The 24,536-nt window shown below is 71.0% G+C and carries 17 protein-coding genes; 8 read left to right on the forward strand and 9 right to left on the reverse strand.

The features are described 5' to 3' along the window. Nucleotides 1-97 precede the first annotated feature (97 nt). The 3 genes from ACFY10_RS23920 to ACFY10_RS23930 are packed head-to-tail and all read right to left on the reverse strand — an operon-like array spanning nt 98 to nt 2,324. Complete coding sequence (locus ACFY10_RS23920; protein WP_390667214.1) at nt 98-910, reverse strand: acetoacetate decarboxylase family protein; 813 nt, start codon at nt 908-910, stop codon at nt 98-100. A 14-nt stretch (nt 911-924) separates the two neighbouring features. Then, nucleotides 925-2,133, reverse strand: coding sequence for an NAD(P)/FAD-dependent oxidoreductase (locus ACFY10_RS23925; protein WP_390667215.1), 1,209 nt, complete (start codon nt 2,131-2,133; stop codon nt 925-927). Between the two features lie 2 nt (nt 2,134-2,135). Further along, nucleotides 2,136-2,324, reverse strand: a complete 189-nt coding sequence (locus ACFY10_RS23930) for a ferredoxin (RefSeq protein WP_390667216.1) — start codon at nt 2,322-2,324, stop codon at nt 2,136-2,138. A gap of 168 nt (nt 2,325-2,492) precedes the next feature. On the opposite strand from ACFY10_RS23930, the gene ACFY10_RS23935 reads away from it, so the two are divergent. Together ACFY10_RS23935 and ACFY10_RS23940 are read left to right on the forward strand one after the other, a co-directional pair. Then, a complete protein-coding gene (locus ACFY10_RS23935) occupies nt 2,493-3,848 on the forward strand; it encodes a glutamine synthetase family protein (RefSeq protein WP_390667217.1) in 1,356 nt (451 codons plus the stop codon). 16 nt (nt 3,849-3,864) lie between these two features. Next, nucleotides 3,865-5,148: a cytochrome P450 gene (locus ACFY10_RS23940; RefSeq protein WP_390667218.1), complete on the forward strand. Its 1,284-nt coding sequence runs from the start codon at nt 3,865-3,867 to the stop codon at nt 5,146-5,148. Between the two features lie 4 nt (nt 5,149-5,152). On the opposite strand, the gene ACFY10_RS23945 is transcribed toward ACFY10_RS23940, so the two are convergent. The 3 genes from ACFY10_RS23945 to ACFY10_RS23955 all read right to left on the reverse strand — a co-directional run bounded on the left by ACFY10_RS23945 (nt 5,153) and on the right by ACFY10_RS23955 (nt 10,273). Next, nucleotides 5,153-7,324 (reverse strand): GH92 family glycosyl hydrolase, encoded by a 2,172-nt coding sequence (locus ACFY10_RS23945; RefSeq protein ID WP_390667219.1) that lies wholly within the window; start codon nt 7,322-7,324, stop codon nt 5,153-5,155. A 164-nt stretch (nt 7,325-7,488) separates the two neighbouring features. Continuing rightward, the gene (locus ACFY10_RS23950) at nt 7,489-8,937 is read right to left on the reverse strand and encodes an arabinose isomerase (protein WP_390667220.1); all 1,449 of its coding nucleotides are present in this window, start codon (nt 8,935-8,937) and stop codon (nt 7,489-7,491) included. A gap of 37 nt (nt 8,938-8,974) precedes the next feature. Next, nucleotides 8,975-10,273: an MFS transporter gene (locus ACFY10_RS23955; RefSeq protein ID WP_390667221.1), complete on the reverse strand. Its 1,299-nt coding sequence runs from the start codon at nt 10,271-10,273 to the stop codon at nt 8,975-8,977. 250 nt (nt 10,274-10,523) lie between these two features. Here ACFY10_RS23955 and ACFY10_RS23960 point away from each other — a divergent pair, with 250 nt between their 5' ends. Continuing rightward, nucleotides 10,524-14,486, forward strand: coding sequence for a glycosyl hydrolase (locus ACFY10_RS23960; protein WP_390667222.1), 3,963 nt, complete (start codon nt 10,524-10,526; stop codon nt 14,484-14,486). Here the strand turns inward: ACFY10_RS23960 and ACFY10_RS23965 are convergent. Then, nucleotides 14,469-15,491 (reverse strand): LacI family DNA-binding transcriptional regulator, encoded by a 1,023-nt coding sequence (locus tag ACFY10_RS23965; protein WP_390667223.1) that lies wholly within the window; start codon nt 15,489-15,491, stop codon nt 14,469-14,471. The genes ACFY10_RS23960 and ACFY10_RS23965 overlap by 18 nt on opposite strands. Nucleotides 15,492-15,741: 250 nt before the next feature. Here ACFY10_RS23965 and ACFY10_RS23970 point away from each other — a divergent pair, with 250 nt between their 5' ends. Then, complete coding sequence (locus ACFY10_RS23970) at nt 15,742-17,217, forward strand: glutamate--cysteine ligase (RefSeq protein WP_390667224.1); 1,476 nt, start codon at nt 15,742-15,744, stop codon at nt 17,215-17,217. A gap of 61 nt (nt 17,218-17,278) precedes the next feature. Here the strand turns inward: ACFY10_RS23970 and ACFY10_RS23975 are convergent, their stop codons facing one another. Both ACFY10_RS23975 and ACFY10_RS23980 read right to left on the reverse strand, forming a co-directional pair. Next, entirely contained in the window at nt 17,279-18,457 is a 1,179-nt protein-coding gene (locus ACFY10_RS23975) for an FAD-dependent monooxygenase (RefSeq protein ID WP_390667225.1), read from the reverse strand. Nucleotides 18,458-18,572: 115 nt separating this feature from the next. Continuing rightward, the gene (locus ACFY10_RS23980) at nt 18,573-20,312 is read right to left on the reverse strand and encodes a sigma-54-dependent Fis family transcriptional regulator (RefSeq protein ID WP_390667226.1); all 1,740 of its coding nucleotides are present in this window, start codon (nt 20,310-20,312) and stop codon (nt 18,573-18,575) included. Nucleotides 20,313-20,445: 133 nt separating this feature from the next. Here ACFY10_RS23980 and ACFY10_RS23985 point away from each other — a divergent pair, with 133 nt between their 5' ends. The 4 genes from ACFY10_RS23985 to ACFY10_RS24000 all read left to right on the forward strand — a co-directional run bounded on the left by ACFY10_RS23985 (nt 20,446) and on the right by ACFY10_RS24000 (nt 24,511). Continuing rightward, nucleotides 20,446-20,805: a VOC family protein gene (locus tag ACFY10_RS23985; protein WP_390667227.1), complete on the forward strand. Its 360-nt coding sequence runs from the start codon at nt 20,446-20,448 to the stop codon at nt 20,803-20,805. A gap of 121 nt (nt 20,806-20,926) precedes the next feature. Then, the gene (locus ACFY10_RS23990; protein WP_390667228.1) at nt 20,927-22,684 is read left to right on the forward strand and encodes an FAD-dependent oxidoreductase; all 1,758 of its coding nucleotides are present in this window, start codon (nt 20,927-20,929) and stop codon (nt 22,682-22,684) included. Nucleotides 22,685-22,701: 17 nt separating this feature from the next. Then, nucleotides 22,702-23,568, forward strand: a complete 867-nt coding sequence (locus ACFY10_RS23995) for an intradiol ring-cleavage dioxygenase (protein WP_390667229.1) — start codon at nt 22,702-22,704, stop codon at nt 23,566-23,568. Between the two features lie 31 nt (nt 23,569-23,599). After that, nucleotides 23,600-24,511: a YceI family protein gene (locus ACFY10_RS24000; RefSeq protein ID WP_390667230.1), complete on the forward strand. Its 912-nt coding sequence runs from the start codon at nt 23,600-23,602 to the stop codon at nt 24,509-24,511. Nucleotides 24,512-24,536 lie beyond the last annotated feature (25 nt).

The raw sequence follows: 24,536 nt of genomic DNA on the forward strand, positions 1-24,536 counted from the left end.
AGAAGGGGCTCCAAAGAAACGAAGGGAATTGCAACTCACCTAGGGGCGCGGGGAACTGCGCGACCAGCCACAACGAGCCCGCAGCCGTTGACCGACCTCACTCGGCAGACGCTCCGGACGTGCCCGACTCCAGAAGCCGCCCACCGTCCCAAACCACGCCGACTTGGCGGAAATACGCAGCGATCGGTTCCTGAATCTCCAACCGCGCCAACTCCTCCGTAGGCGCCTCGAAGAGCTCCAACTCCGCGTCCCCGACCCACGGTTGGCCACCCTCGAAGGAAGCCGCACCGGTCTCGATCAGCTCGTCGAGAGCAAGCCCCTTGCCCTTCTCGATGGACGGCAGCCACCGGTGATGGACCATCGGATGCCCGTTCACGAACCCGTTCGTCTCCGACGGCTCGCGCAAGGTCACCACGGCTTGGGCGAGCCGACGGTCCGCAGCGGCAAGGGTGGCTCCGAAGCGGGCGCCCGCCTCGATCCGCGGAGCGGGTCCGTAAGGATGCGGCCGCGTCTGGTGGATGGACCCGAGCTTCTTCGGGTACCCCTGGTGCAGCCCCCGCGCGATGGCGAAGTCCTTGTCGACCCAGATGTACACGCACCGCGAGTACGTCTGCCCCCGGTACTGGCAGCGGACGACCGCGAAGGCCTCCTTGTACTGGGACAGCACGGGGTCCAGCAGCTCCGCCCCGGAGGCCGAGCAGGACTGCCAGTCGGCCCAGATCAACGCGACCGCACCGGGGTCCTCGTCGGCCAACTCCAGTGGCTCGGGCAGCAGTTCACGCACCCGAGAGGGATCCGTGCGGTATTCGACGGTGAGCAGGTCGCCCGAGTAGCGCCAGGGCGGGGAGGGGATCAGCGACGAGACACCCGTCGCCGTCTTGGGGTGGAAGTATCCACGGACGGTGGTCATGGCCAGGAGATTCCTTACGCGGTGAGGGCGGGCTGCTTGAGCAGTTCGGCGCGGTGGCGGGCGGCGGCGGACATGGCGGCGGGGCCGCCGAGCGCCACGACACCGACCAGCCGGCCGTCGTGGTGGTAACCGACCAGGACGTCCGCGGCCGGGTCGCCGTCGAGGACCCGCACGTCGCCGGCGCCGAGCGCGGGCGCGCCGAAGGACTGCAGCCGGAAGTCGTGCTGGTCGCTCCAGAAGGAGGGCAGCGGACCGAAGGGCGCGGGCTGGGCGTCGGCGCCGGTGAGATGGGCGACCAGCACCTTCGCCGCGTGCTTGGCGGTGTCGGCGGGGATGCACCAGTGCTCGACCCGGCGCGGTACGCCGTCGTAGCGGGCGTTGGGGAAACGCGCCACGTCGCCCACCGCGACCACGTCCGGCCGTCCGCCGACCCGCAGATGCTCGTCGGTGAGCACCCCGTCGGCCAGGTCGAGGCCGTTGCCGTCCAGCCATTCGGTGTTGGCGAGCGAACCGACCGATTCCACCACCACGTCGGCGGGCAGGACCGTCCCGTCGCCCAGCACCACGCCCGTGACGCGGTCCTCGCCCTCGAATCCGGCGACCCCCGTGCCGAGTGCGAAGCGCACCCCGCGCTCTTCGTGCCGCTCGAGCAGCGCATGCCCGAGCAGTTCGCCGAGCGGGCCGACCATGGGCAACGGCAGCGGATCGACCACCGTCACTTCACGGACGCCGAGTCCTACGGCGGTGGCGGCCACCTCGCAGCCGATGAACCCGGCGCCGACGACGACCAACCGGGCGCCGGGACGGGTCAGTTCGTCCCTCAGGCCCCGGGCGTCGGCCAGCGTACGGACCGTGTGGCGGCCGGCGAGCGGGCCGGGGCAGCGCAGCCGACGCGGCCGCATGCCGGTGGCGACGACGAGACCGTCGTACGAGAGCGCCTCGCCGTCGTCGAGCTCGACGATCCGTTCGCAGAGGCGGGATGCGACGACCTTCGTGCCGAGGCGCCATTCCACGTCGGCCACGCTTGCGCGGGGGCGGAAGGCCAGCGACTCGAAGGGCGCCCTGCCGGCCAGCACCTCCTTGGAGAGCGGGGGCCGGTTGTAGGGCATGTGCGGTTCGTCGCCGACGAGTGTGATCGCACCCGTCCAGCCGGCTGCGCGCAGCTGCTCGGCGGCGCGCAGGCCGGCCATGGAGGCGCCGGCCACGAGGATGCGTGCGGCCATGCTCAGGCCTCGATCCGGATGGCCTGCAGCGGGCAGACGTCGGCGGCTTCCTCGACCTCGTCGCGCAGCGCGTCGCCGGGGTCGCTGACGTAGCCCAGTCGGCCGTTCTCGTCGAGCTGGAAGACGTCGGGGGCCGCGAAAACGCACTGGCCGTGGTCCTGGCACTTGTTCATGTCGACGACGACCTTCATGGCCGGTCCTCCCGTATCTCGTTTGACTTCAAACAACATAGGAAGCCGCTCGTCCCCGGTCAATACCTGTCCAGGTGGATAATTATTTGGTGCCGACCCCTTGCGGGTGGCTGAAGCCGTTCATATCGTTTGACATCAAACAACATGCCGGCCGCCGAGGAGACAACGGTGAGCGCATCTCAAACACCGGACGCCCGTCAGTACCAGGAGCGGCTCGCCGCCGAGGGAATCGACGTGGTCCGGGTGACCTACCCCGATCTCATCGGCACCGACCGGGCCCGCGACGTTCTGCTCGACCAGCTCCCGACGGCGTGCGAGCACGGGCTCGCCTTCTGCCGGGCGGTCTACCACACCTCACCTCAAGGGGACGTGGTTCCCGTGTCCGGCGGTCTGGACGCCGGACTGCCCGACATTCACGTGCGCCCGGACCTCGACACCCTGGTTGCACTGCCCTGGGAGCCCGGAGTCGCCGCCTGCCTCGGCGAGGCCATCGACCCGGCGACCGGGGCACCCGCCCCCGAATCGCCCCGCGACCTGCTGCGCTCGGTACTCGCCCGGTGCGCCGAGCAGGGTCTGCGCCCGGTGGCCGGCCCCGAACTCGAGTACTTCCTGTGCGACGAGGACCCGGCCTCCCCGAGCGGATGGAAGCGGTACTCCAAAGCCACCGGAGTCGTCTACACGGCCGGTCTGCGCGCCGACCCCGACAACCATCTGCTGCGCACCCTGCGCCTGCTGCGCGACCTGCGCGTCGGCGTGACCAACGGCAACCACGAATTCGACGGCGGGCAGTTCGAGATCAACCTCACCCACTCCGAGGCCCTGTCGGCCGCCGACCGCGCCTTCCGTTTCAAGGCCGCCGTGAAGGAACTCGCGCGCAAGGAGGGCCGGCTCGCCACCTTCATGGCCAAGCCGTTCAACGACGCCGGCGGCTCCGGCTTCCACCTCCACCTGTCCTGCGACGACGAGCAGGGCCGCAACTCCTTCGACGACCCGACGGGCGCCTACGGCCTCTCGGCCACCGCCCGCCACGCGATCGCCGGCATCCTGGCGCACGCCCCGGCCCTCGCCGCCCTGGCCAACCCGACGATCAACTCGTACAAGCGCTTCGGCCCGGACACCCTCGCGCCCTGGCTGATCGACTGGGGGCTAGACAACCGCAGCGCCATGGTCCGCATCCCGCCCGAGCGCGGCTCCGGCGCCCGCCTGGAGCTGCGGCTCGGCGACGCGAGCGCCAACCCGTACCTGCTGATCGCGGGCACGATCGCCGCCGCGCTGCTCGGTGTCCGGGCGGGGGAGGAGCCGCCCGCCCCGCTGGAGGGCTACGGCTACGACACCGCACGCGCCGCCGTGCTGCCGATGAGCCTGCCCGCCGCCCTCGACGCGCTGGAGGCGGACACCGCCCTGGCCGAGGTGCTCGGCAAGGACTTCACCACCTCATACCTCAGCTACAAGCGCAACGAGGTCGAACGCTTCCAACGGCACGTCACCGACTGGGAGTTCACCGAGTACGCCTACCACCTGTGACGTCTTGGAGCCACCGATGACCGAAATCCTGTCCGCTGCCGTGAACGAGCCGATGCCGCTCGCGAACGTCGATCTCGCCGACCTCGACAACTTCACCGACGGCATCACCCCGTGGCGGATGTTCCACACCCTGCGCCACGAGGACCCGGTGCACTGGCAGCCGGAGCAGGCGCCCAACTCCGGTTTCTGGGCGGTGACCCGGCACGCCGACATCGCCCGCGTCGACCGCGACGCCGAGACCTTCACCTCGACCAGGTTCGTCAATCTGGAGGAGGTCGACGACGACCAGATCAAGAAGCGGGCCTCCATCCTGGAGATGGACGGTGTACGCCACCGTGCCCTGCGCAGCGTGATCCAGCGGCAGTTCGGCGCGGGCGTGATCAGCGGTTACACGGACTTCCTACGTGGCCTGACCGCCACCACGCTGGACGCGGCCCTGGCGAAGGGCAGCTTCGACTTCGTCTCCGACGTCTCCGCCGACTTCCCCATCAACGTCCTGGCCCGGCTGCTGGACGTGCCGCCGCAGGACAACCAGCGGCTCATCGACTGGGGCAACCGGATCATCGGCAACACCGACCCCGACTACGCGGACGTGCTGCTGCACAGCGAGGAGAGCGAGAAGTACCGCGACCTGCCCTTCCGCTCACCCGCCTCGCTCGAAGTCTTCGACTACGGCCGCGAGCTGGCCCGGCAGCGGCGCGGCAAGGACGGCACCGACCTGGTCTCACGCCTGGTCAACACCACACCGCGCGACGGCATCCCGCTCTCCGGGCAGGACTTCGACAACTACTTCCTGCTGCTGGTCGTGGCCGGCAATGAGACCACCCGGCACACCATCACGCACTCGATGCTGGCCCTGCTGCAGCACCCCGAGCAACTCGCCCGCCTCCAGGAGGACCCCTCCCTGATCCCGGTCGCCGTCGAGGAGTTCCTGCGCTGGGCGTCGCCGGTGTACCACTTCCGCCGTACCGCCACCCGTGACGTGGAGCTGGGCGGCAAGCAGGTCAGGGAGGGCGACAAGGTCGTCATGTGGTTCGCCTCCGGCAACCGTGACGAGGAGGTCTTCGGCAACCCGTACGACTTCGACGTCACCCGGCAGGACAACGACCACGTCACCTTCGGCAAGGGCAGCCCCCACCTGTGCCTGGGCAACCTGCTCGCCCGCACCGAGATCCGCATCATGTTCGAGGAACTGATCCCCCGTCTGGCGGACATCCGCCTGGCCGGCGACGTCCCGCGCGTACGGTCCAACTTCGTCAACGGCATCAAGAAGCTGCCCGTCGAGGTGACTCTGGCCTGAGGGATCAGGGCGTCAGCCGGTAGCGGAGTACACCCCCCGAGGTCAGGACCTTGCCCGGCAGGAAGGGGCCGCTGACGGGCCGTTCGCCCAGCCGCAGGGATCGTACGTGGGTGTTGGTGGCCGATGCGTGCGGGGCGAGGAGGGTGAGGCTGACCCCGTTGCCGCGGCGCACGGTGGCGGCGGGGAAGAGCGGGCTGGCCAGGGCGAGTTGGGGACTTCCGGGGACCTGGGGGTACATGCCCAGGCTGGCCCAGACGGCCCAGGATGACATTTCGCCCAGGTCGTCGTTGCCGACGAGACCGTCGGGCCGGTCGCTGAAGAGGGTGGTGAGGGCCCGCCGTACGACGTCCTGGGTGCGGTCGGGGCGGCCCGCGTAGTCGTACGCCCAGGGGATGTTGAAGGAGGGTTCGTTGCCCAGATAGGCGTACGGCTTGTCGGCGCCCGCGTTGAGCTGGGTGAAGAAGGTGTCGAGACGGGCGGTGGCCGCGGCGTTGCCGCCCATGGCGGTGAACAGGCCGGGCAGGTCGTGCGGGACCAGCCAGGTGTACTGCGCCGCGTTGCCCTCGACGTACTCGCTGTGTTGGGTGGGGGTGAAGGACGGCCAGCTTCCGTCGGCGTTGCGGGGCTGGATGTAGCCGCTCACCGGGTTGAACAGATTGCGCCAGTTGCCGGAGGCGCGGGTGAGGGCCGTCTGGGTCTTCGTGTCGCCGAGGCGTCCGGCCAGGCGGGCCAGCGCGCCGTCGGCGACGGCGTACTCCAGCGTGGTGGCCGCGCTGCCCCAGACGCCCTTGGTGCCGACCGGGACGTAGCCGAGGGTGTCGTACTGCCGGTGCCCGGGTCGCTGCCGGTCGTCCTGCCGGCCCGCCACGGCGGCGCGCAGCAGCGCCCGGGCGTCGAAGTCGGTGCCGCCGAAGGCGTGGATCGAGGCCGCCATGGCCGGCAGCGGGTCGCCGACCATGACGCGGGTGCCGCCGTTCGCCACCGTCCAGCGGTCGAAATACCCCGCCTGGCGGCCCTGCTCGAGGATCGACTGGGCGACGTCGGACGCCTCGCGCGGCGCGAGCAGGGCGAGCAGCTGGCCCTGGGAACGGTAGACGTCCCAGCCGGAGAAGTCCGCGTACTGCACATGCCCGGGCCGGGTGCGGTGGACCCGGCCGTCCATCCCCCGGTAGCGGCCGTCGGTGTCGCTGAATGCGCTGGGGTGCAGCAGCGCGTGATAGAGCGCGGTGTAGAACACCCGGCGCTGGGTCTCGGTGCCGCCGCGGACGGCGATCCTGCCCAGCCAGTCGTTCCAGCGGTCGCGGGCGGCACTCCGGAGCACGCCGTAGGAGCGGCTGCGCTGCTCCGCGGTGGCGTTGCGGCGGGCGGCGTCGACGTCCACGAAGGACACACCCACCCGCGCGGTCACCGTGCGGGTTCCGGGAGCGAAGGAGACGTACGCCCCGGAGGTCTTTCCGTCGAGGGGCTCGGTGTGCGCGAAGGGGCGGTCGAAGACGGCGTGGAAGTAGAGCCGGTAATGGTTCGAGGAATGGCAGAAGCCACCGCTGTCGGTGTAGCCGGACAGGGTGCGCGAGCCGATGCTGATCTTTCCGGTGGCCTTGTTGAAGGCTCGTCCCGCGTCCACCGTCAGCCCGGCGGGCCGCGCGTCGTGGGCCGGGTAGGTGAAGCGGGCGATGCCGGAGCGCTGGGTGACGGCGATCTGCGTACGGATGCCGTTGTCGAAGCGGACCCCGTAACTGCCCGGTGACGCCTGCTCGTTGGCGTGGGAGAAGGTGGCGTGGCGCGCGGCGGGGTCCGGGTCCGGGCGGCCGGTGAGCGGCATGAACGGCACATTGCCGTAGTCGCTGCAGCCCGCGCCGGAGATGTGGGTGAGACTGAAACCCCGGATCCGGTTGTCCTTGTAGGCGTACCCGCCGTGCTGGCGGGTGACCGTGTCGGGGCTCCACTGGATCCCGCCCAACGCCGCCGTGGCGCCGGGGAAGGTGTTCCCGGCCCCTCCGCCGTGGCCGAAGTCGGTGCCGCCCGGAGCGGTGCCGACGAACGGATTGACGTAGCCGGCGGGATCGTCCGTGGCGCGTGCGGGCCCGGCCGTGGCCGGGGCGGCGGACGCCGCCGGGAGCGGCGAGGCCAGCAGCACGGCCGAGGTCAGTGCAGCCGCGACAGGGTGCAGGCGCAAGAAGCTCTCCTCGAGACGGTGGGACGTCGCGGTGTCGTACGACGACGGACTGCCCACCTTCCCGACCGGACGGCGTGGTTGCGCGGCGCCTTGCCGTGGAACGCGCGCGGATCAGGCTCACGGCGCAATGCACCGGAGTGAAGGGAGGCGCGCGAGGGGGTGCTTCACACCTCCCGGTGGTCGATTCCGAGCAGGCTCGCCGCGGCCCGGAAGTCGGCGCCGTGGTGGCCGAGCGCGAGGGACCAGTGGTGGCCGACGCCCGTGGCGCTCCACGCGTCGACCCATTCGCCGGGGTCGCGGCCGAAGTCGACGCGGCTGGTGGTGTTGCCGATCTCCAGCAGGGGGCCGGGGACGACGGTGCCCTCGGAGGTGATGAACGACAGGCTGCCGTCGGCGTCCTGGCCGAGGCCGAGGAGGGTGACCGGGCCGTGCCGGACATCGAACTCCACGCTGACGCCCCAGCCGCGCTTGCCGTGGTAGACGCCCAGCCCGCGCAGCAGCGGGTCGCGGGCGCTGACGGCGAGGTGGGCGGGCCCGTCGTGGCCCATCTCCACCACGCCGTCCTCGAAGTCGAGGGCCTGGATCTCGGTGAACGACCCCCCGGCGCCGACGCTCTGCGAGGCCAACTGGGCGACGCTGGTGCGCAGTTCGTACTCGCCGGCCGCCGGCACGCCCCGGGCGGTGAGCAGGGAGGCGCCGAGGATCATGCCCGCGCCGAGCCGTTCGTGCAGTTCGCCGTCCAGACCGCGGTGGTAGTAGGCGAGCGTGTCGAGGCCGAAGTCCTCGACCAGCCGGTCGAGCCCGACAGACACCCTCGCGCCCCAGGCGAAGTCCTCGTCCGCCACGCTGTCGTCGAGGGTGAAGACCTGCCGGGCCAGCGCCATGCGGTCGCGGGTCTCCGCCTCGGTCACCTGCTCCACCCGGTGGCGCAGGTCGTCGAACTCCAGTACCTCGACGTGCGAGCCGAAGGTCGTGGGCAGCAGGGTCAGATCGGTCGACACGTCCAGCATGCCGGGATACAGATGCCCCATCAGGCCGTGCCGGGCGTGCCGCAGCGCGGCCCGGACATGGGCGGCGCGGATCCACTGCCCGATGCGCCGCCAGGCGGACTCCTGGCGCAGCCAGCCCGACACCGACCGGAAGGGGATGCCGGCCCGGCGGAAGACGTTGCCGACCTCGGGCACCGAGCACTGCGCGCAGTACGCCAGCCAGGCGCCCGTGTCGAAGGTGGCGTGGTCCATCCGCTCGGACGGCTGGAGGTCGACGACCAGCACGGGGGTGTGCGAGCGCCGGGCGATCGGCAGCACCATCGACGAGGTCAGATACGTCGTCAGGAACAGCACGATCAGGTCGCAGTCGGCCCGGCGCAGCTCCTCGGCGGCGACCGCGCCCTCCTGCGCGTCGGAGATGAAACCGACGTCCGTGACCTCCGCGTCCAGCTGCCCGAGCCGCTCGGCGACGTACGCCGCCGACTCCTTCAACTGCGGCAGCAGACCGGGGAATTGGGGCCAGTATGTGCCGAGTCCGCCGGAGACCAGGCCGATACGGGTGCGGCGGCGGTGCACCGGAGGAAGCAACTCCTGCAGGGACATGGAGTGTTCGGCAGTCGTCATGGCTTTGGGTAGCTCCTTCGGGGGTCCGCAGTCGGATTCAGGCCCGGGCCACTCCCAGGTCCGCCGGGGCGGCAGCGGCACCGGGGGAACGCTGGATGAGGACACGGACGATGTACACGCCCGCGACCGCCGACGCCGCCATGCAGGCGGTGATCGACCAGAGCAGGACGGACGCGCTGTACTCCATCAGGGCGGGCGTGACGAACGCGACGCCCGCGAAGACTCCGCGCGACACGGCGTAGGTGAGGCCCTGGGTGGTGCCGCGGGTGTCCGGGGGCAGCGTGAGTTGCGACCACACCTTGTAACTGGCCTCCCCCGCGAAGGGGTTGGAGATCTGGTAGAGCACGAAGAAGACCAGCATGCCGACCAGGGCGCCGGCCGTGAGGGAGGCGATGCAGAAGGCGACGATCTGCACGATGGTGAACACGTAGAACAGCCGGTCGCGCCAGGGGGTGTCGGCGATCCGGACGAAGACGAAGGTCAGCACCAGTGCGATCGGCAGGAAGGCCAGGTTGATCCCGGTGGCCAGGCTCTGCGAGGCACCGCTGACCGTGACCAGGAGGTAGGTGCCGAACTGGCCGAAGGTGTTGGCGCCGACGCCCCAGGTGACGTAGTAGGCGAAGGTCGCGGCCATCGGCAGCAGCGCGGCACGGTTCCACACGTTCTTCAGCTCGATACCGCGCGGGGCGGCGAGCGCTGCCGCCTCCTGGGCCACCTCCGTGTCCGACGGCTCGTCGGCCAGGTCGAGCCGGGAGCGGAGCTGCCAGGTGACCAGCGCGGCGACGGCCAGATGGCCGGTGATGATGCGCGCCCCGGTCATGCCCGTGTCCGACAGGAGGTAGCCGAGGAAGATGACGACGACGATGCCCGCCACCCACATGACCTGGGTGAAGGACACGAGACGTGCCCGGCCGTCGGCGGGTGCGGCGTCCGAGACCACGGCCAGGGAGGTCGGCAGATCGGCACCGGCCGCAAGCCCCGCCACGAGCACACCGGCGAAGAGCACGATGTCGTTCGGCGCCAGCGTGATGACGACCGCGCCCAGCGCAAAGCAGAAGATGTCCCAGTTGTAGACCCGGCGGCGCCCGAACATGTCGGCCAGCCGTCCGCCGACGAGGGAGCCGACCGCGATGCAGCCGGTGACGATCGCGCTGATCGCGCCCGCCATCCATACGCCCATGTCGTAACTGTCGCGGTAGATGGCCAGGTTGACGGCGATGCTGACGATGAGAGCGGCGTCGAGGTAGGAGGCCATGCCCGACAGGGCCGCGACCTTCCACAACCGCCAGGGGATGGGGTGTTCCGAGCGTTCGGGAGCAGTGGGGGTTCGGACCATGATGCGACTCCGTCGTCTGGGGATGGGCCGAGCGGAGGGGGACGTCGCGGCTCTGAGGCCGATTTGCAGTGATTATGGGGTGGGAAAAACGTTCCAACAACCCCTCGTGCGCCCATTTGCCGGAAGACGCGCCTGCCTCCTTCCCGCCCCTCGGATCCGGTGCCAACATTCCAGGTTGTCGGCGATTTGGCCGATGTAAAACGTTTTGATCCGCGAGGGTGCCCCAGCCGTACTCGGAAGGACCGTGTCCGTGATCTCCTCCGCGCTGCAGCAGCTGTTCGACGACCCGCCCCGGGACTTCGGCCCCACGCCGCTGTGGTGGTGGTCGGGCGCGAGGGTCACCCGCGAGCGCCTCGCCTGGCAGATGCGCAGGTTCGCCGACGGCGGCGTCCACAACCTCGTGGTGATCAATCTGGCGCCGGCCGGGCCGAGCTTCGGCGCCCGCGCCGACGAACCGCCCTGGTTCGGCGAGGAGTGGTGGGCACGCTTCACCGACGGCTGCGAGATCGCCCGGGACCTGGGCATGCGCCTGTGGTTCTACGACCAGATCGGGTTCTCCGGCGCCAACGTCCAAGGAGGCGTGACCCGCCTGCATCCCGAGGCGGCCGGCCTCACCCTGCGCTGCCGCAGGGCGACCGTCTCCGACGGCGCCGTCTCCCTGCGGAGTCCGGAGACCCTGGTGGGCGCGTACTCGGCGGAGGGCCGACGCCTGCCCGTCACCGGGAGCGCGCGGATCGCGGCCGCCGACGGCAGCGAGCTGCAGCTCGTCACCGCAGTCCCCACGGCCTTCGACTACCTGGACCCGGACGCCGTCCGCCTGCTCCTGGACGCCGTGCACCACGAGTACGACCGCCGCGTCCCCCAGTACCTGGGCAATGTCATCGCCGGAAGCTTCCAGGACGAACTGCCCGGCACCAACGCCTGGAGCCGCCGCTTCCCCGAGGAGTTCCTCGCCCGTCGCGGCTACGACCTGCTCGACCACCTGTCGGCCCTCTTCCACGACACTCCCGACCTCCCACGTGCGGCGAAGATCCGCGCCGACTACTACGCGGTCCGCGCCGAACTCACCGAAGAGGCCCTGTTCAAACCCCTCGCCGCCTGGCACGACGAACGCGGCATGCTCCTGGGCTGCGACCAGAGCCACCCCGCCCGCTCCGGCTTCCCGGCCCAGTCCACACAGATCTACACGGACTACTTCCGCACCCACCGCTGGTACGGCGCCGCAGGCAGCGACCACCACGGGGACTCCAAGGTGCACTCCTCCATGGCCCACCTCTACGGACACGAGCGGGTCTGGCTCGAGGCGTTCCACTCCTCCGGCTGGGGCGGCACCCTCGAGGACACCTACGACTGGCTCCTGCCGTTCCTGCGCAGCGGCGCCAACCTGTACAACCCGCACGCCAGTTACTTCGGCACCGCGGGCGGCTGGTTCGAGTGGGCGCCGCCGTCCACCGACTGGCGTCAGCCCTACTGGCCGCAGTACCCGGCCTTCTCCCGGGCCGTCGCCCGCATCTGCTCGATCCTCTCCTGGGGCACCTACAGCGCCGACGTGGCGGTCCTGCACCCGACCGCCACCATGCAGGCCCTCATCCCGCTGGACGCCCCCGTCAAGCACTTCGGCGACGGCCGCCTCGGCGAGAGCCACGCCGACGTCGACGAGACCCAGCGGCACTACCTCGACCTGTGCGGCACCAACAACTGGCTGCGGCCCCGCATCGGCACCCTCGACCGACACGGCATCTCCTACGACGTCATCGACGACGCCTCGGTGCAGCGGGCCACGCCCGCCGACGGTGCCCTGCGGGTCGGGGACCTGGCCTACACCGCGGTGCTGCTGCCCTCGGCGAGCGTCCTGGCGCAGGACACCGCACGACGGCTGACCGAACTGCTCGACGCCGGCGGACGGGTGGTGGCCGTGGGCCGTCCGCCGGCCGCTGCGGCAGGCCTCGCCGGTGACGACGCCGTCGTAGCGGCGCTGTGCGCTCATACGCGGCTGGAGCGGGCGGGCGACGCCGAGGCGGGCGCGGCGGCCGTGGCGGACACCGCCGGGTACGCGAGGGGTGATGTGCCGCTGCTCGTGCGGCGAGAGGGCGGGCAGGCGGTCGCCCTGGTGACGGGGGCCTTCCCCGACGCCCGTGCGCATCCGCCCCGGGGCAACCATGACGTCGACCCCGCCCGCTACGCCCCCACCAGGTCCCTCACCGTGCGCGCACCGGTCGCCGAGGCCGAGGTCTGGAACCCCGCGAGCGGCGCCCGGCGCCCCGCGCGCGTCACCGCCTCCGACGGCGTCTCGACCATCGAGGTGCCACTGGACGGCGCCCCCGCCGCCCTCGTCGTATGGCGCGAAGGCACCCCGGCGGCCCCGACGCCCGCGCCGTCTGTCGAGCCGGACCGGGCCATCGACGTGTCCGGCGGCTGGGCGGGCCGCCTGGTGCCCACCATGGACAACACCTGGGGCGACCTTGCGCTGCCCGCCGGGTCGTCCGTCGACGAGCCGCAGATCTGGACCATGCGGTGGACCGAGAGCGACGCACCGGACGCGCGCTGGGTGCAGACGCGGGCGACGTACGGCAACCGGGCGCGTGTGCTGCCCCCGGTGCCCGCCTCGAAGGCCCCCGACCCGCTCGACCGGGCGGCCGTGGCACGGGTCCTGGACGGAGAGCTGCCCCTTGTGCCCTGGGACGAGAGCTGGCCGGTGGCGCTGTTCTCGTCGAGCCGCGGGATCCCGGATCCGGACGGGCTGCTGGGCAACAAGGGACTGGTGGCCGAGGAGTTCGTCCGTGTCCCGGTGCCCGGCCGCGGCACCGTCGCCCGGGTCCGGTCGATCGTCGAGACCGACCACCGCGGGCCTGCCGATCTGCAGGTCGGCGCGGCGGCGGCCAAGCGCGTGTGGTGGAACGGCGAGCGGCTGCCCACGGGCGGCGGCTATCTGGCGTCCGCCCGGGTGGAGGTGGAACAGCCCCGCAACGTCCTGGAGTACGAGCTGTCCGACGCCGAGGACCGCCCGTCCATGATCTCCGCCAAGGCCCATGCCCCGTTGGGCAGTTACTTCTGTCTGTCTCCTGCGGGCGGGTTCGTGCCGCGTCCGCAGTTCATGTGTCTGCCCGACGGTGTACGGCCGGACGGCGGTGTCACCTACCGGGGGCGTCTGCGTCTTGCCGACGGCGGTGCGCGGGCGGTGCTCGTGGTGGGCGCCGCGGCGGGAGTCACCGTGCTGCTCGACGGCGCGGTCGTGGCGCGGCAGGAGAAGGTGGAGTACTACGAGTCCGACTGGGGCGCGGTACCGATGTTCTTCCGCCACGAACTGACCCTCTCGGCGGGCGAGCATGTGCTCGACGTCGTGGCCGACAGCGTCCGCGCACGGGATGCCGTGTTCGTCGACCTCGTGGCGGGAACAGGTGTGACCGCGCTGGTCAGCGGGGCCGGCTGGGAGGCCGAGACGGGCCAGTGGCGCGGGCGCACCGTCGAACACGAGGGCAGGTGGGGGGAGTTGCAGCACTGCCACGCCGCCGTACGACCGCACCCGTTGCCGGACACCGGGTGGCTGACCGGCGGACCGGTGCTCGGCACCGCCGTACTGCCGCTGCGGTCCACCGACAAAGTCCGCGCGTATGCACAGCGTTTCCGCTTCACGGTGCCGCCGGGAACGGTGTCGCTCGACCTGCCGCTGGCGCTGCCCGCGCGGGTGCGGGCCGCGGGCGGCCCGGAACGGCCCCTCGACGGACGGGTGCTGACGCTGGCTCAACCACTTTTGAAACCAACGGAGTTCGAGGTTGTCACCGAGCCCACTGCCGTGCTGCGGGGCGGCTCCGCCTGGTGCGGGCCGGTGCGTGTGCATACCGTGGCGGCGCCGCTGCCCCTGGGGGACTGGCGGTCGCTGGGGCTGGGCGGCTGGAGCGGCGGTGTGACGTACTCGCGTGATCTGGAGGTGCCTGCCGGACCGGACCCGGTACTCGACCTGGGGCGGGTGCGGGGGAGCGTCGCCGTCCTTCTCGACGGGGAGCGGGCCGGCGAGGCGTTCTGCGCCCCGTACCGTTTCGAACTGCGCGGTGCCGCCGGGCGTACCGTACGGATCGACGTGACCGTCCACAACACCCTGGCCCCGTATCTTGCCGAAGCCACCCCGACCGCCTGGGCCTTCCCCTCCCAGCTGTCGTCGGGACTGCTGGGGCCGGTGACGCTGCGGATGCCGGGCTCAGACGTCGGCAAGTGACGAGCGGGTGGAGTCCCGTAGGACGAGTCCGGGCGCGAACACCCTTGTCTCGTGGGCGTGTTCGGGGCGGGCCTCCACCTCGTCGAGGAGCATCTCCACGGCCGCTCTGCCGAGATCCTCGACGGGCTGGCGGACCGTCGTCAGGGTCGTCCCCACAAAGCTTGCGATGTCGAGGTCGCCGTACCCCACCACCTGCACGTCCTCGGGAACCTTCACACCCCGCTCGGCAAGGCCCCGGCACAGCCCCGCGGCAAGGAAGTCGTTCGTGCAGAACACACCGTCGGGCAGGTCTTCGAGCCCACGGGCGATCTCCATGCCGTACGCCACCGTCATCTCCTCGGCGACCACCTGGCCGAGCCGCGCCTCGCGCCGGGTGCGCACGGCCTGCCGGGCGCCCTGGTGGCGGTCGGCGCACTGACGTATCGACCGTTCCCCGTTCACGACGAGGATGTCCCGGGCCCCGCAGTCCAGGAGGTGCTGCACGGCGATACGGCCGCCGGCGACGTCGTCGACGGAGACGGAGCAGCCCTCCTGGGCCGGCATCGCACGGTCCGCCAGCACCAGCGGGATGCCGCGCTCGCGCAGCCTTGTGAGCCGGGTGGGGTCGGCGCTGAGCGGAACCACCACGGCGCCGACGGCCCGCTGCTGGACGAGCATGGTGAAGTAGCCCTGCTCGCGCTCCGGTGCGTCCCCGCTGTGGCAGAGCACGAGGGAATACCCGTGGTCGTACGCCGCGTCGGCGGCACCTCGCGCGATCCGTGCGTAGAAGGAGTTGGTCACGTCCGGCAGCACCAGGCCGATCGAGGACGAGTGTCCCGTGCGCAGCCCGGCGGCGCCCGGATGGGGTACGTAGTCGAGTGCCGCGACCGCGTCGCGGACCCGCTCGGCGGTACGCGCGTTGACCCGCTCGGGACGGTTCAGCACGTTGGACACGGTCGACACCGAGACTCCGGCGGCGGCTGCGACGTCCTGGATGCGGGCGGGGCGAACCGGAATGGCGTCCACCCCCTCGCTGTGACAGCCGTGCGACCAGGCACGACGTGGTCCTCATAGGCGACGCAAGTCTACCCTGACGGTGACTAAAACGTTTTTTACGCTCGGACAGCGGGAGCCGGTCGCCGAGCTGCTCACCCCGTGTCGTTTCGGCGGGCACGTTTTGTGGGGGAAGCCGTTTCACCGCACTGACTGTCCGGGATCCCTCCGAAGTGCGACGCTGGGACGAGAGGTATCCGCCGAGGGGACTCGGGAGGGCACTATGGGACGTGACGTGCCGGCCCTGGTGTTCACGCGGGAGGACCGCCGCAGATACCGGGAGAAGATGCACACCTGCCTCGATGTGCTGGCGCAGATGCTGCGCGAGTCGGGCTTCGAGAGCGAGCGCCCCCAGGTCGGCCTGGAGATCGAGCTCAACCTGGTGGACGGCGACGGGCGGCCCGCGATGCGGAACACCGAGGTGCTCCAGGCGATCGCCGACCCCGCCTGGTCGAGCGAGCTGGGCCGCTTCAACCTGGAGATCAACATCCCGCCCCGGCAGCTGACGGCCGGCGGCCCCGGTGCCTGGGAGCAGGCGATCCGCGAGGCCCTCAACCACGCCGAGGAACGCGCCTCGGCCCTGGGCGCACACATGATCATGATCGGCATTCTGCCGACGCTGGGGGAGTCGGACGTGGGTGAGTCCGCCCTGTCCGGCGACCCGCGGTACAAGCTGCTCAACGAGCAGATCTTCGCGGCACGCGGCGAGGACCTGCGCATCCGGCTGGACGGTGTGGAGCACCTGTCGATGTACGCCGACGCCATCACCCCCGAGGCGGCCTGCACCAGCACCCAGTTCCATCTGCAGGTCGCCCCGAAGGAGTTTCCGGACTACTGGAACGCGGCCCAGGCCATCGCGGGCGTACAGACCGCCCTGGCCGCGAACTCGCCCTTCCTCTTCGGCCGGGAGCTGTGGCGCGAGACCCGCATCCCCCTGTTCGAGCAGGCCACCGACACCCGCCCGCAGGAGATCAAGGCCCAGGGCGTACGGCCCCGGGTGTGGTTCGGAGAGCGGTGGATCACCAGCGTCTTCGACCTGTTCGAGGAGAACGTGCGCTACTTCCCGGCACTGTTGCCGCTGTGCGACGACGAGGACCCGCAGGAGACACTCGACCGCGGCGGCGTCCCGCAACTGGGCGAACTGACGCTGCACAACGGCACGATCTACCGCTGGAACCGCCCCGTGTACGCCGTCACCGACAGCGGCCCGCATCTGCGCATCGAGAACCGCGTCCTGCCCGCGGGCCCCACGGTTGCCGACATCATCGCCAACGGCGCCCTCTACTACGGCCTGACCCGCGCCCTGGTCGACGAGGACCGGCCGGTGTGGACGCGGATGTCCTTCGCGGTCGCCGAGGAGAACCTGCAGGCCGCCGCCCGCGACGGCATCGACGCCCGGCTGTACTGGCCCGGCGTGGGTGAAGTGCCGGTCACAGAGCTGGTGTTGCGGCGCCTGCTGCCCCTGGCCCACCGGGGTCTCGAGCTGGCCGGCATGGACGCGACCTGGCGCGAGCCCATGCTCGGCATCATCGAGCAGCGTTGCGTCACGGCCCGCAACGGCGCCCTGTGGCAGGCGGAGACGGTCCACCATCTGGAGAAGACCGGCGCCGACCGGACAGAGGCACTGCGGCAGATGACGAAGACGTACATGGACTACATGCACCTGAACGCGCCCGCGCACACGTGGCCCGTGGACTGACACCCGACGGCTGTTCACCCGATGGGTTCTCGGCGGTGCCACCGGGCTCGTGTGCCGCCGCTCACCCTGTCGCCCGCTCGTCCAGGGCGTCGACGGCCCATGCTGCCGCCTGCGGCAGGAACCGGTGCCCGGCCGCGTGCGCCGCCATCCGGGCGTTGCGCGCCTCGGCCTCGGGCCCGTCCGGCAGATGGAACTCCTCGCCCGCCTGCGCGGAACGGGCCTGCATGTTCGTGGCGCCCGCCAGCCGCCGGCGCACGTACCGGTCCAGGGCGCCGCCTACGTCGGCCGAGGTTGCACCGGTGAGACAGTCACCGAGCACGGCCGCATCCACGATCGCCTGCGCCGCGCCCTGGGCCTGGAACGGCGCCATCGCGTGGGCGCTGTCGCCCAGCAGCGTCACTCGTCCGACGTTCCACCGGGCGAGCGGGGCACGGGTGTGGATGCCCCAGCGGAACACCTGCCCCGTGCGTTGCAGGACGCCGAGGACCCGGGGGTCCCAGCCGTCGAACGCGCGCAGTTGCTCTCCCGGCTCGGCCTGCGCGGTCCACGACTCCTGTGCCGTCTCCGTGCCGAACACGGCGACGACGTTGAGGAGTTCCCTGCGGCGCACCCAGTAGTGGACGAAGTGCCGGTCCGGTCCGAGCCAGACCCCGGTGTCCGGCAGGTCCAGGTCGGCCACCTCGTGGGCCGGGACCAGGGCTCGGTAGGCGGCGGTCTTCGAGAAGACCGCCTCATCCGCACCGAAGAGCTGCCGGCGGGCCGCGGACCGTATCCCGTCCGCGGTCACGACCAGGTCAGCGGCCAGGCGCTCGCCGCTCGCCGTTGTCACGTACGCGGACTCCTCGTCCTGGTCGACTCCCGCGACGACGGTGTTCAGGCGCACCGACCCGGATGGCACCGCGGCGGCCAGGGCCTGCTGCAGATCGGCCCGGTGGACCTGCAGGTAGGGCGCCCCGAACTCCTCCTCGACCGCGCGTCCCAGCGCGTAACGGCAGATCTCGGCCCCGTCGGACCAGGTGCGGAAGCTCAGCTCGGCGGGACGGGCGGCATGTGCGTCGACCGCCTTCAGCAGGCCCAGCCGGCGCAGGACGCGGGTGGCGTTGGGGGCGAGCTGGATCCCGGCGCCGGTCTCGGTGAAGTGCGGAGTCTGTTCGACGAGCGTGACGTCGTGGCCTGCGCGGCGCAGGCTCAGCGCCGCGGCGAGTCCTCCGACGCCCGCACCCACGACGATCGCTCTCATGGCACGACCTCCTTCGACGGACTCGCGTCCACGCTCGACGGCCGGCCCGGTCAGGGTACGAAGACAACTCGGCTGGTGTACAAGGTGTTTCCGGCCAGTCGAGTGCTGCCGTTGTTCAGCCTCGATAGCCCCGCAGCTTGCGGTACAGCGTGGCGCGGGCGATGCCCAGAGTTGCCGCTGCGCGGGCCTTGTTGCCGCCGTGGAGGCGGAGGGCGTCCAGGATGGCGGCGCGCTCCGCGTGCTCCATCGGGCTCAGCAGCCGGGGCGCGGGGCCCTCGCGTACGGGGTCCGGCAGCTCGCTGCGCCGGACGGGGCCGGTCGCGCGACGATGCTCGGCCAACGCCCGTACCAGATGGGCGAGTTCGGTGACATTGCCGGGCCACGGGTGCTGCTCCAGAGCGCGCAACGCGTCCAGCGTCCAGGTGAGCGGGGGCCGTCCCGGCGCCGGCTTGGGAGCCAGGGCCGTGAGCAACTCCCTGATGTCGTCGGGCCGTTCGCGCAGTGCGGGGAGAGTGACCGACCGTGCGGCAAGGGTGTCGAGGAGCCGTTGGAGACATGGGCCCGGCGGTGTTCCGGGGGTGTAGGTCACCAGCAGAGGTACTCCCGGATGCGAATCCAGCAGCGAGTTGAGGGCCGCCGTGTCGGGCTGTGCGAGACGCTCGACATGACGGATGAGGAGCGGACGGCCGATCATCAACTCGTCGCCCCCGCCGCTGAGTTCACCTTCTGCCGCGTCCATGATCAAGGGGTTCGTGGTCAGTTCCCGTGCGAGCGAGGTCTTGCCGGTGCCGCGCTCGCCGACGAGCAGCAGGGGCTCGGGAGATCCGGCCAGCTCCGCCGCACGACCGACCGCATGCCGCCACGGCGCCGATCGCCCGGCCAGCCCCACGACGTCCCGTACGGCCGATGCCACGGCCGCATGACCCACCGGCTCCAGCACGGCGACCACCCCGACAACCGAGCCCAGGTGGGGAACGGGGGTGAGCACCGCGGCACACCCCGTGCCGTCCGGGAGCCGGATGCGGTCCGAGGTGTCACAAGGTGCTCCGGGGCCGCGGCCCCGTTCCCGCAGCAGGGCGACCGCGCTCCGCTCCAGCACCTCCAGCCCCTCCGGTGACAGCAGCTGTCCCGCGGTCTCGCTGATGAGCCGGTTGCGGCCGTCGAGGGCGACGACAGGGCGTGTCTGCTCTCCCACGGCCCGCAGGTACGCGTCCAGCAGCACCCGTTCGGCCACCAGCGACCGCGAGAGGAGCTCTGCCTCGACGGCGCTCGCCGCGGCCTCGGCGAGCGGGGCTCCCGGATGCGGCCCGCACTCGGCGCACAGGCCGGAGGTCACCGTCACCGTGCCCAGCAGCCGTCCGGTCTCCGGCGCCCGCACCGGCACGCTGACCGCGGAGATGTCCTGCCACAGGTCGAGGAAGTGCTCGGGGCCGTGCACCTCGGCGCGGTGATGAGTGTGCAGGGCGAGGGCCGCGCTGTTGTGGCCGACGACCTGCTCGGAGAGGTCGTAGTGGGCATGGTCCGACGGGAAGCCGGCGGTCCACAGCACCCGCAGCCGCTCGTCGGTCAGGACGAGCGAGGTCTGCCCGGTGCCGAGCGTGGGGGCGATCCGCTCGAGAACCGGGCGGGCCGCATTGAGCAGAGGAGACTCCGGCACTCGCAGTGAAAGCCGGGGAGCGTCCGCCGCCGGGTCCTTCACGTCGTGCCGTACGCCGAAGAACCGGGCACGCTTCCAGGCGGCGGCGACGTCCTCCGGTACCCAGTCCGGCAGTTGCTGCCCCAGCAGGAACAGCTCGCGGGCCCTGCGCAGCGAAGCGAGGGCAGGGCGGACGGCAGGGCGTTCGGCGGTGGTCACGGCACCGCCCACCCTACCGGGAACGGTTGAACACACAACAACTTCCGCTCTGCGCGTTACCTTCGCCGGTACTGCCGCCGGGTGGCAGAGTGCGAAAGCCATGAGGGACAAGGCGGAGCAACGAGGAGTGACGATGAAACCCACCGGCATCACCGCCAACCTGCTCGTCCCGGACATCGCGGCCGCCCGCGACTTCTACACCGGCTATCTCGGCCTGAGCGTCCAGGGCTTCGACCTGGGCTGGGTCGCTCAGTACCGGTCGCCCGACGGCCGCGCGCAGATCCAACTCCTCACGCACGACGCCACCGCGCCCGCGAACCCCGTCGTCTCGGTCAGGGTCGGCGCGGCCGTCGACGAGGCCTACGCCGAGGCGCTGCGGCGCGGATACGAGATCTCGCATCCGCTCACCGAGGAACCGTGGGGCCTGCGCCGGTTCTTCGTCCGCGCGCCCGACGGCAACATCCTGAACATCGTCAGCCACCGGGACGACTGAACCGTCTCGTATTGAGACACCCGACTGTCTCGTATTGAGACACCCACGCTCCGGCTCCCGCCTACATGATCTTGAACAGCAGGTGCCTGTTCTCATTCCCCGGAGCCCTGGAGCGTCTCCCGTGCACACCGTCGAGCCCGATGTCGTGACCGACGTACTGATCGTCGGCAGTGGCCCCGCCGGCGCCTCCGCCGCGCTCGCCCTGAGCACCTACGGCGTGCCGAACATCGTCGTCACCCGCTACGCGAGCCTCGCCGACACGCCCCGCGCGCACATCACCAACCAGCGCACCATGGAGGTGCTGCGCGACCTCGGCGTCGAGCAGGAGGTCGTGGCCAAGGCGACACCCCAGCACCTCATGGGCAACACCACCTTCTGCACCAGCCTCGCCGGCGAGGAACTCGGCCGGGTCCGCTCCTGGGGCAACGACCCCCTCGTCCAGGCCGCGCACGAACTCGCCAGCCCCACCCGTATGTGCGACATGCCCCAGCACCTCATGGAGCCGGTGCTCGTCGACGCGGCGGTCGCGCGCGGCACTCAGCTGCGCTTCAGCACGGTCTACAAGTCCTTCGTCCAGGACGCCTTCGGTGTGACGGTCACCGTCGAGGACCGGCTGCGCGGCGACGAGTACACCATCCGCGCCAAGTACCTGATCGGCGCCGACGGCGGCCGCTCCCAGGTCGCCGAGGACGCCGGGCTGCCGATGGGCGGCCAGATGGGCGTCGCCGGAAGCATCAACATCGTCTTCGACGCGGACCTGTCGAAGTACACCGCGCACCGGCCCTCCACCCTCTACTGGGTCCTGGCGCCCGGTGCGACCGTGGGCGGCATCGGCGCGGGCCTGGTGCGCTGCGTCCGGCCCTGGAACGAGTGGCTGATCGTCTGGGGCTACGACGTCACCGCGGGCGCCCCCGACCTGACCACCGAGTACGCCGAGTCGGTCGTACGGCAGCTGATCGGCGACGACGACATCCCGGTGACCGTCAAGTCGTCCTCGGCGTGGACCGTCAACGAGATGTACGCCGAGACGTATTCGAGCGGCCGGGTCTTCTGCGCCGGAGACGCCACGCACCGCCACCCGCCGTCCAACGGCCTCGGCTCCAACACCTCCATCCAGGACTCCTACAACCTGGCCTGGAAGCTCAAGCTCGTCCTCGACGGCACGGCCTCCCCGAAGCTCCTGGACACCTACACCGCCGAACGCGCCCCGATCGGCAGGCAGATCGTCACCCGCGCCAACAAGTCCATCGGCGAGACCGCCCCGATCTTCGAGGCGCTCGACGGACTCTCCCCGCAGACCCCCGAGCAGCTGTGGGCCAACATCGCCGCCCGCAAGGACGACACCGAGGCGGCCCAGAAACAGCGCGCCCGGCTGCGCGAGGCCATCGCCTTCAAGGCGTACGAGTTCAACGCGCACGGCGTCGACCTCAACCAGCGCTACACCTCCGCCGCGATCGTCCCCGACGGCAGCCCCGACCCCGGATTCGACCGCGACCCCGAACTCCACCACCAGCCCACCTCCCGCCCCGGCGCCAAGCTCCCGCACGCCTGGATCACCTCGGGCCCACGCACCCTGTCCACCCTCGACACGGTCGGCCAGGGCCGCTTCACCCTGATCACGGGCATCGGCGGGGCGGACTGGCTACGGGCGGCCGAGGCCCAGGACCTGGAGATCGCCACCGTCGTCATCGGCCCCGGCCGGCAGTACGAGGACCCGTACGGCGACTGGGCCCGCCTGAGCGAGGTGGCCGACGGGGGAGCGCTCCTCGTACGGCCGGACGGTTACGTCGCCTTCCGGCACGCGACGGCGGCGGCGTCCGGCGAGGACGCCGAGCGCCTGCTGACCGGAGCAGTGCGGCGGATCCTCGGGCATGCCTGACCGGAAGGACCTCGGACGTGACCACCGAATTCACCAGCCACCACCTCACCGAGGCCGTCGTGGACAGCATCGAGGCCACGGCCGACCCGCGCCTGCGCGAACTCCTCGCCGCCCTCACCCGCCACCTGCATGCCTTCGCCCGCGAGAGCCGTCTGACGCAGCAGGAGTGGGAGCGGGCGATCGGCTTCCTGACGGCGACCGGGCAGACGTGCACGGACACTCGGCAGGAGTTCGTCCTCCTGTCGGACGTCCTCGGCGTCTCCATGCTCGTCGAGACGATCAACAGTGACGGCCGCGCCGGGGCGACGGAGTCGACGGTCCTCGGCCCCTTCCACATGACCGAGTCCCCGGTCCGCGAACTCGGCGCGAACATCGATCTGGTGGGCGGCGGCGAGCCGTGCGTGGTCAGCGGCCGCGTCCTGTCCCGGAACGGAACTCCGCTGCCGGGCACGGTCGTTGACGTCTGGCAGGCGAACGACCAGGGGTTCTACGACGTCCAGCAGCCGGAGGTCCAGCCGCCGGGCAACGGGCGCGGGCTGTTCACCGCGGACGCCGAGGGCCGCTTCTGGTTCCGCACCTGCGTGCCGAGCCCGTACCCGATCCCCACGGACGGCCCGGTCGGCGACCTCCTGCGCGCGACCGCCCGCCACCCCTACCGGCCCGCCCACATCCATTTCATCGCGTCGGCCGTCGGCCACACCCCGGTGACCACGCACATCTTCGTCGCGGGCAGCGACCACCTCGACTCGGACGCGGTCTTCGCCGTCAAGCCGAGCCTGGTCCAGGACTTCACCACGACGGACGATCCTTCCCTGGCCCGGGAGTTCGGCATCCCGAACCCGTTCCGCCACGCCCGCTTCGATCTCGTACTGAACCCGGCCTGAACCCGGCCCGAAAGACTGAAAGGTGAAATTCATGCCCCTCGGACTGCTCCGGCGGCGACTGAAGAATGCCCCCGGAAGCGCCGCGGGCCTCACGCTTCCCGTACCGACCGGCGCGGGTGTCGTCGTCCGCGAGGTCCTGGACCCGGTGAACCAGCCCTTGGGCGGGGCTGATGTGACGGTGACGGAACTCCGCAGCCACCAGGTCGCGGCACGCGGCACCACGGACCCGTACGGCCTGTTCATGGCTGTCCTGCCGCCGGGCAGCTACAGCCTGATGGTCATGGCCGAGGGGCTGGAACCCCACCGCGAGACGGTCGAGGTCGTCGCCGACGCCGGCGTCGAGTCGCAGCGCGTATGGCTCCAGCCGGCCCGGCAGGCCGAGCTCCCGGTCCCCGGCACCTGGCTCTTCGACCCGCCGCACACGGCGATCCGCTTCATCGCCAAGCATGTCGGCATGGCCCATGTGCACGGCCGTTTCGAGCGTTTCGAGGGCGGTATCCAGGTCACCCAGGACGTGTCCGACTCCCGGGTCCATGTGCGCATCGACGCATCGAGCATCACCACGGGCAACAACACCCGGGACACACATCTGCGTTCCGCCGACTTCCTCGATGTCGACCGCTTTCCGTACATCGATTTCAGGAGTACCCGCTTCGCCTACCGGGGCGGCAGCAAGTGGTCACTGCTGGGCACCCTGACGATGCACGGCGTGAGCCGATCGGTGTCCCTGGACACGACCTACCTCGGCATGGTGAACGGCGGCTACGGCGAGGAACTCCGCTGCGCCGCCCTCGCCAAGGCCGAGCTGCACCGCGAGGACTTCACGCTCAACTGGCGTTCCATGCTGGCCCGCGGCATCGCGGTGGTCGGCCCGACGGTCCAACTGGAGCTGGACGTCCAGGCGATGTACCGCACGCATGACACACCGACACCGCCCCAGTAGTTCACTCAGCGGAGTCACGCGACAC

The sequence above is a fragment of the Streptomyces sp. NPDC001401 genome (assembly GCF_042895385.1).
Taxonomy (GTDB): Bacteria; Actinomycetota; Actinomycetes; order Streptomycetales; family Streptomycetaceae; genus Streptomyces.

Excerpts from the sequence above, each read along its gene's own strand:
- ACFY10_RS23920 (WP_390667214.1), bottom strand. The coding sequence starts at position 910 with ATGACCACCGTCCGTGGATACTTCCACCCCAAGACGGCGACGGGTGTC.
- ACFY10_RS23925 (WP_390667215.1), bottom strand. The coding sequence starts at position 2,133 with ATGGCCGCACGCATCCTCGTGGCCGGCGCCTCCATGGCCGGCCTGCGC.
- ACFY10_RS23930 (WP_390667216.1), bottom strand. The coding sequence starts at position 2,324 with ATGAAGGTCGTCGTCGACATGAACAAGTGCCAGGACCACGGCCAGTGC.
- ACFY10_RS23940 (WP_390667218.1), top strand. The coding sequence starts at position 3,865 with ATGACCGAAATCCTGTCCGCTGCCGTGAACGAGCCGATGCCGCTCGCG.
- ACFY10_RS23950 (WP_390667220.1), bottom strand. The coding sequence starts at position 8,937 with ATGACGACTGCCGAACACTCCATGTCCCTGCAGGAGTTGCTTCCTCCG.
- ACFY10_RS23955 (WP_390667221.1), bottom strand. The coding sequence starts at position 10,273 with ATGGTCCGAACCCCCACTGCTCCCGAACGCTCGGAACACCCCATCCCC.
- ACFY10_RS23970 (WP_390667224.1), top strand. The coding sequence starts at position 15,742 with ATGGGACGTGACGTGCCGGCCCTGGTGTTCACGCGGGAGGACCGCCGC.
- ACFY10_RS23975 (WP_390667225.1), bottom strand. The coding sequence starts at position 18,457 with ATGAGAGCGATCGTCGTGGGTGCGGGCGTCGGAGGACTCGCCGCGGCG.
- ACFY10_RS23985 (WP_390667227.1), top strand. The coding sequence starts at position 20,446 with ATGAAACCCACCGGCATCACCGCCAACCTGCTCGTCCCGGACATCGCG.
- ACFY10_RS24000 (WP_390667230.1), top strand. The coding sequence starts at position 23,600 with ATGCCCCTCGGACTGCTCCGGCGGCGACTGAAGAATGCCCCCGGAAGC.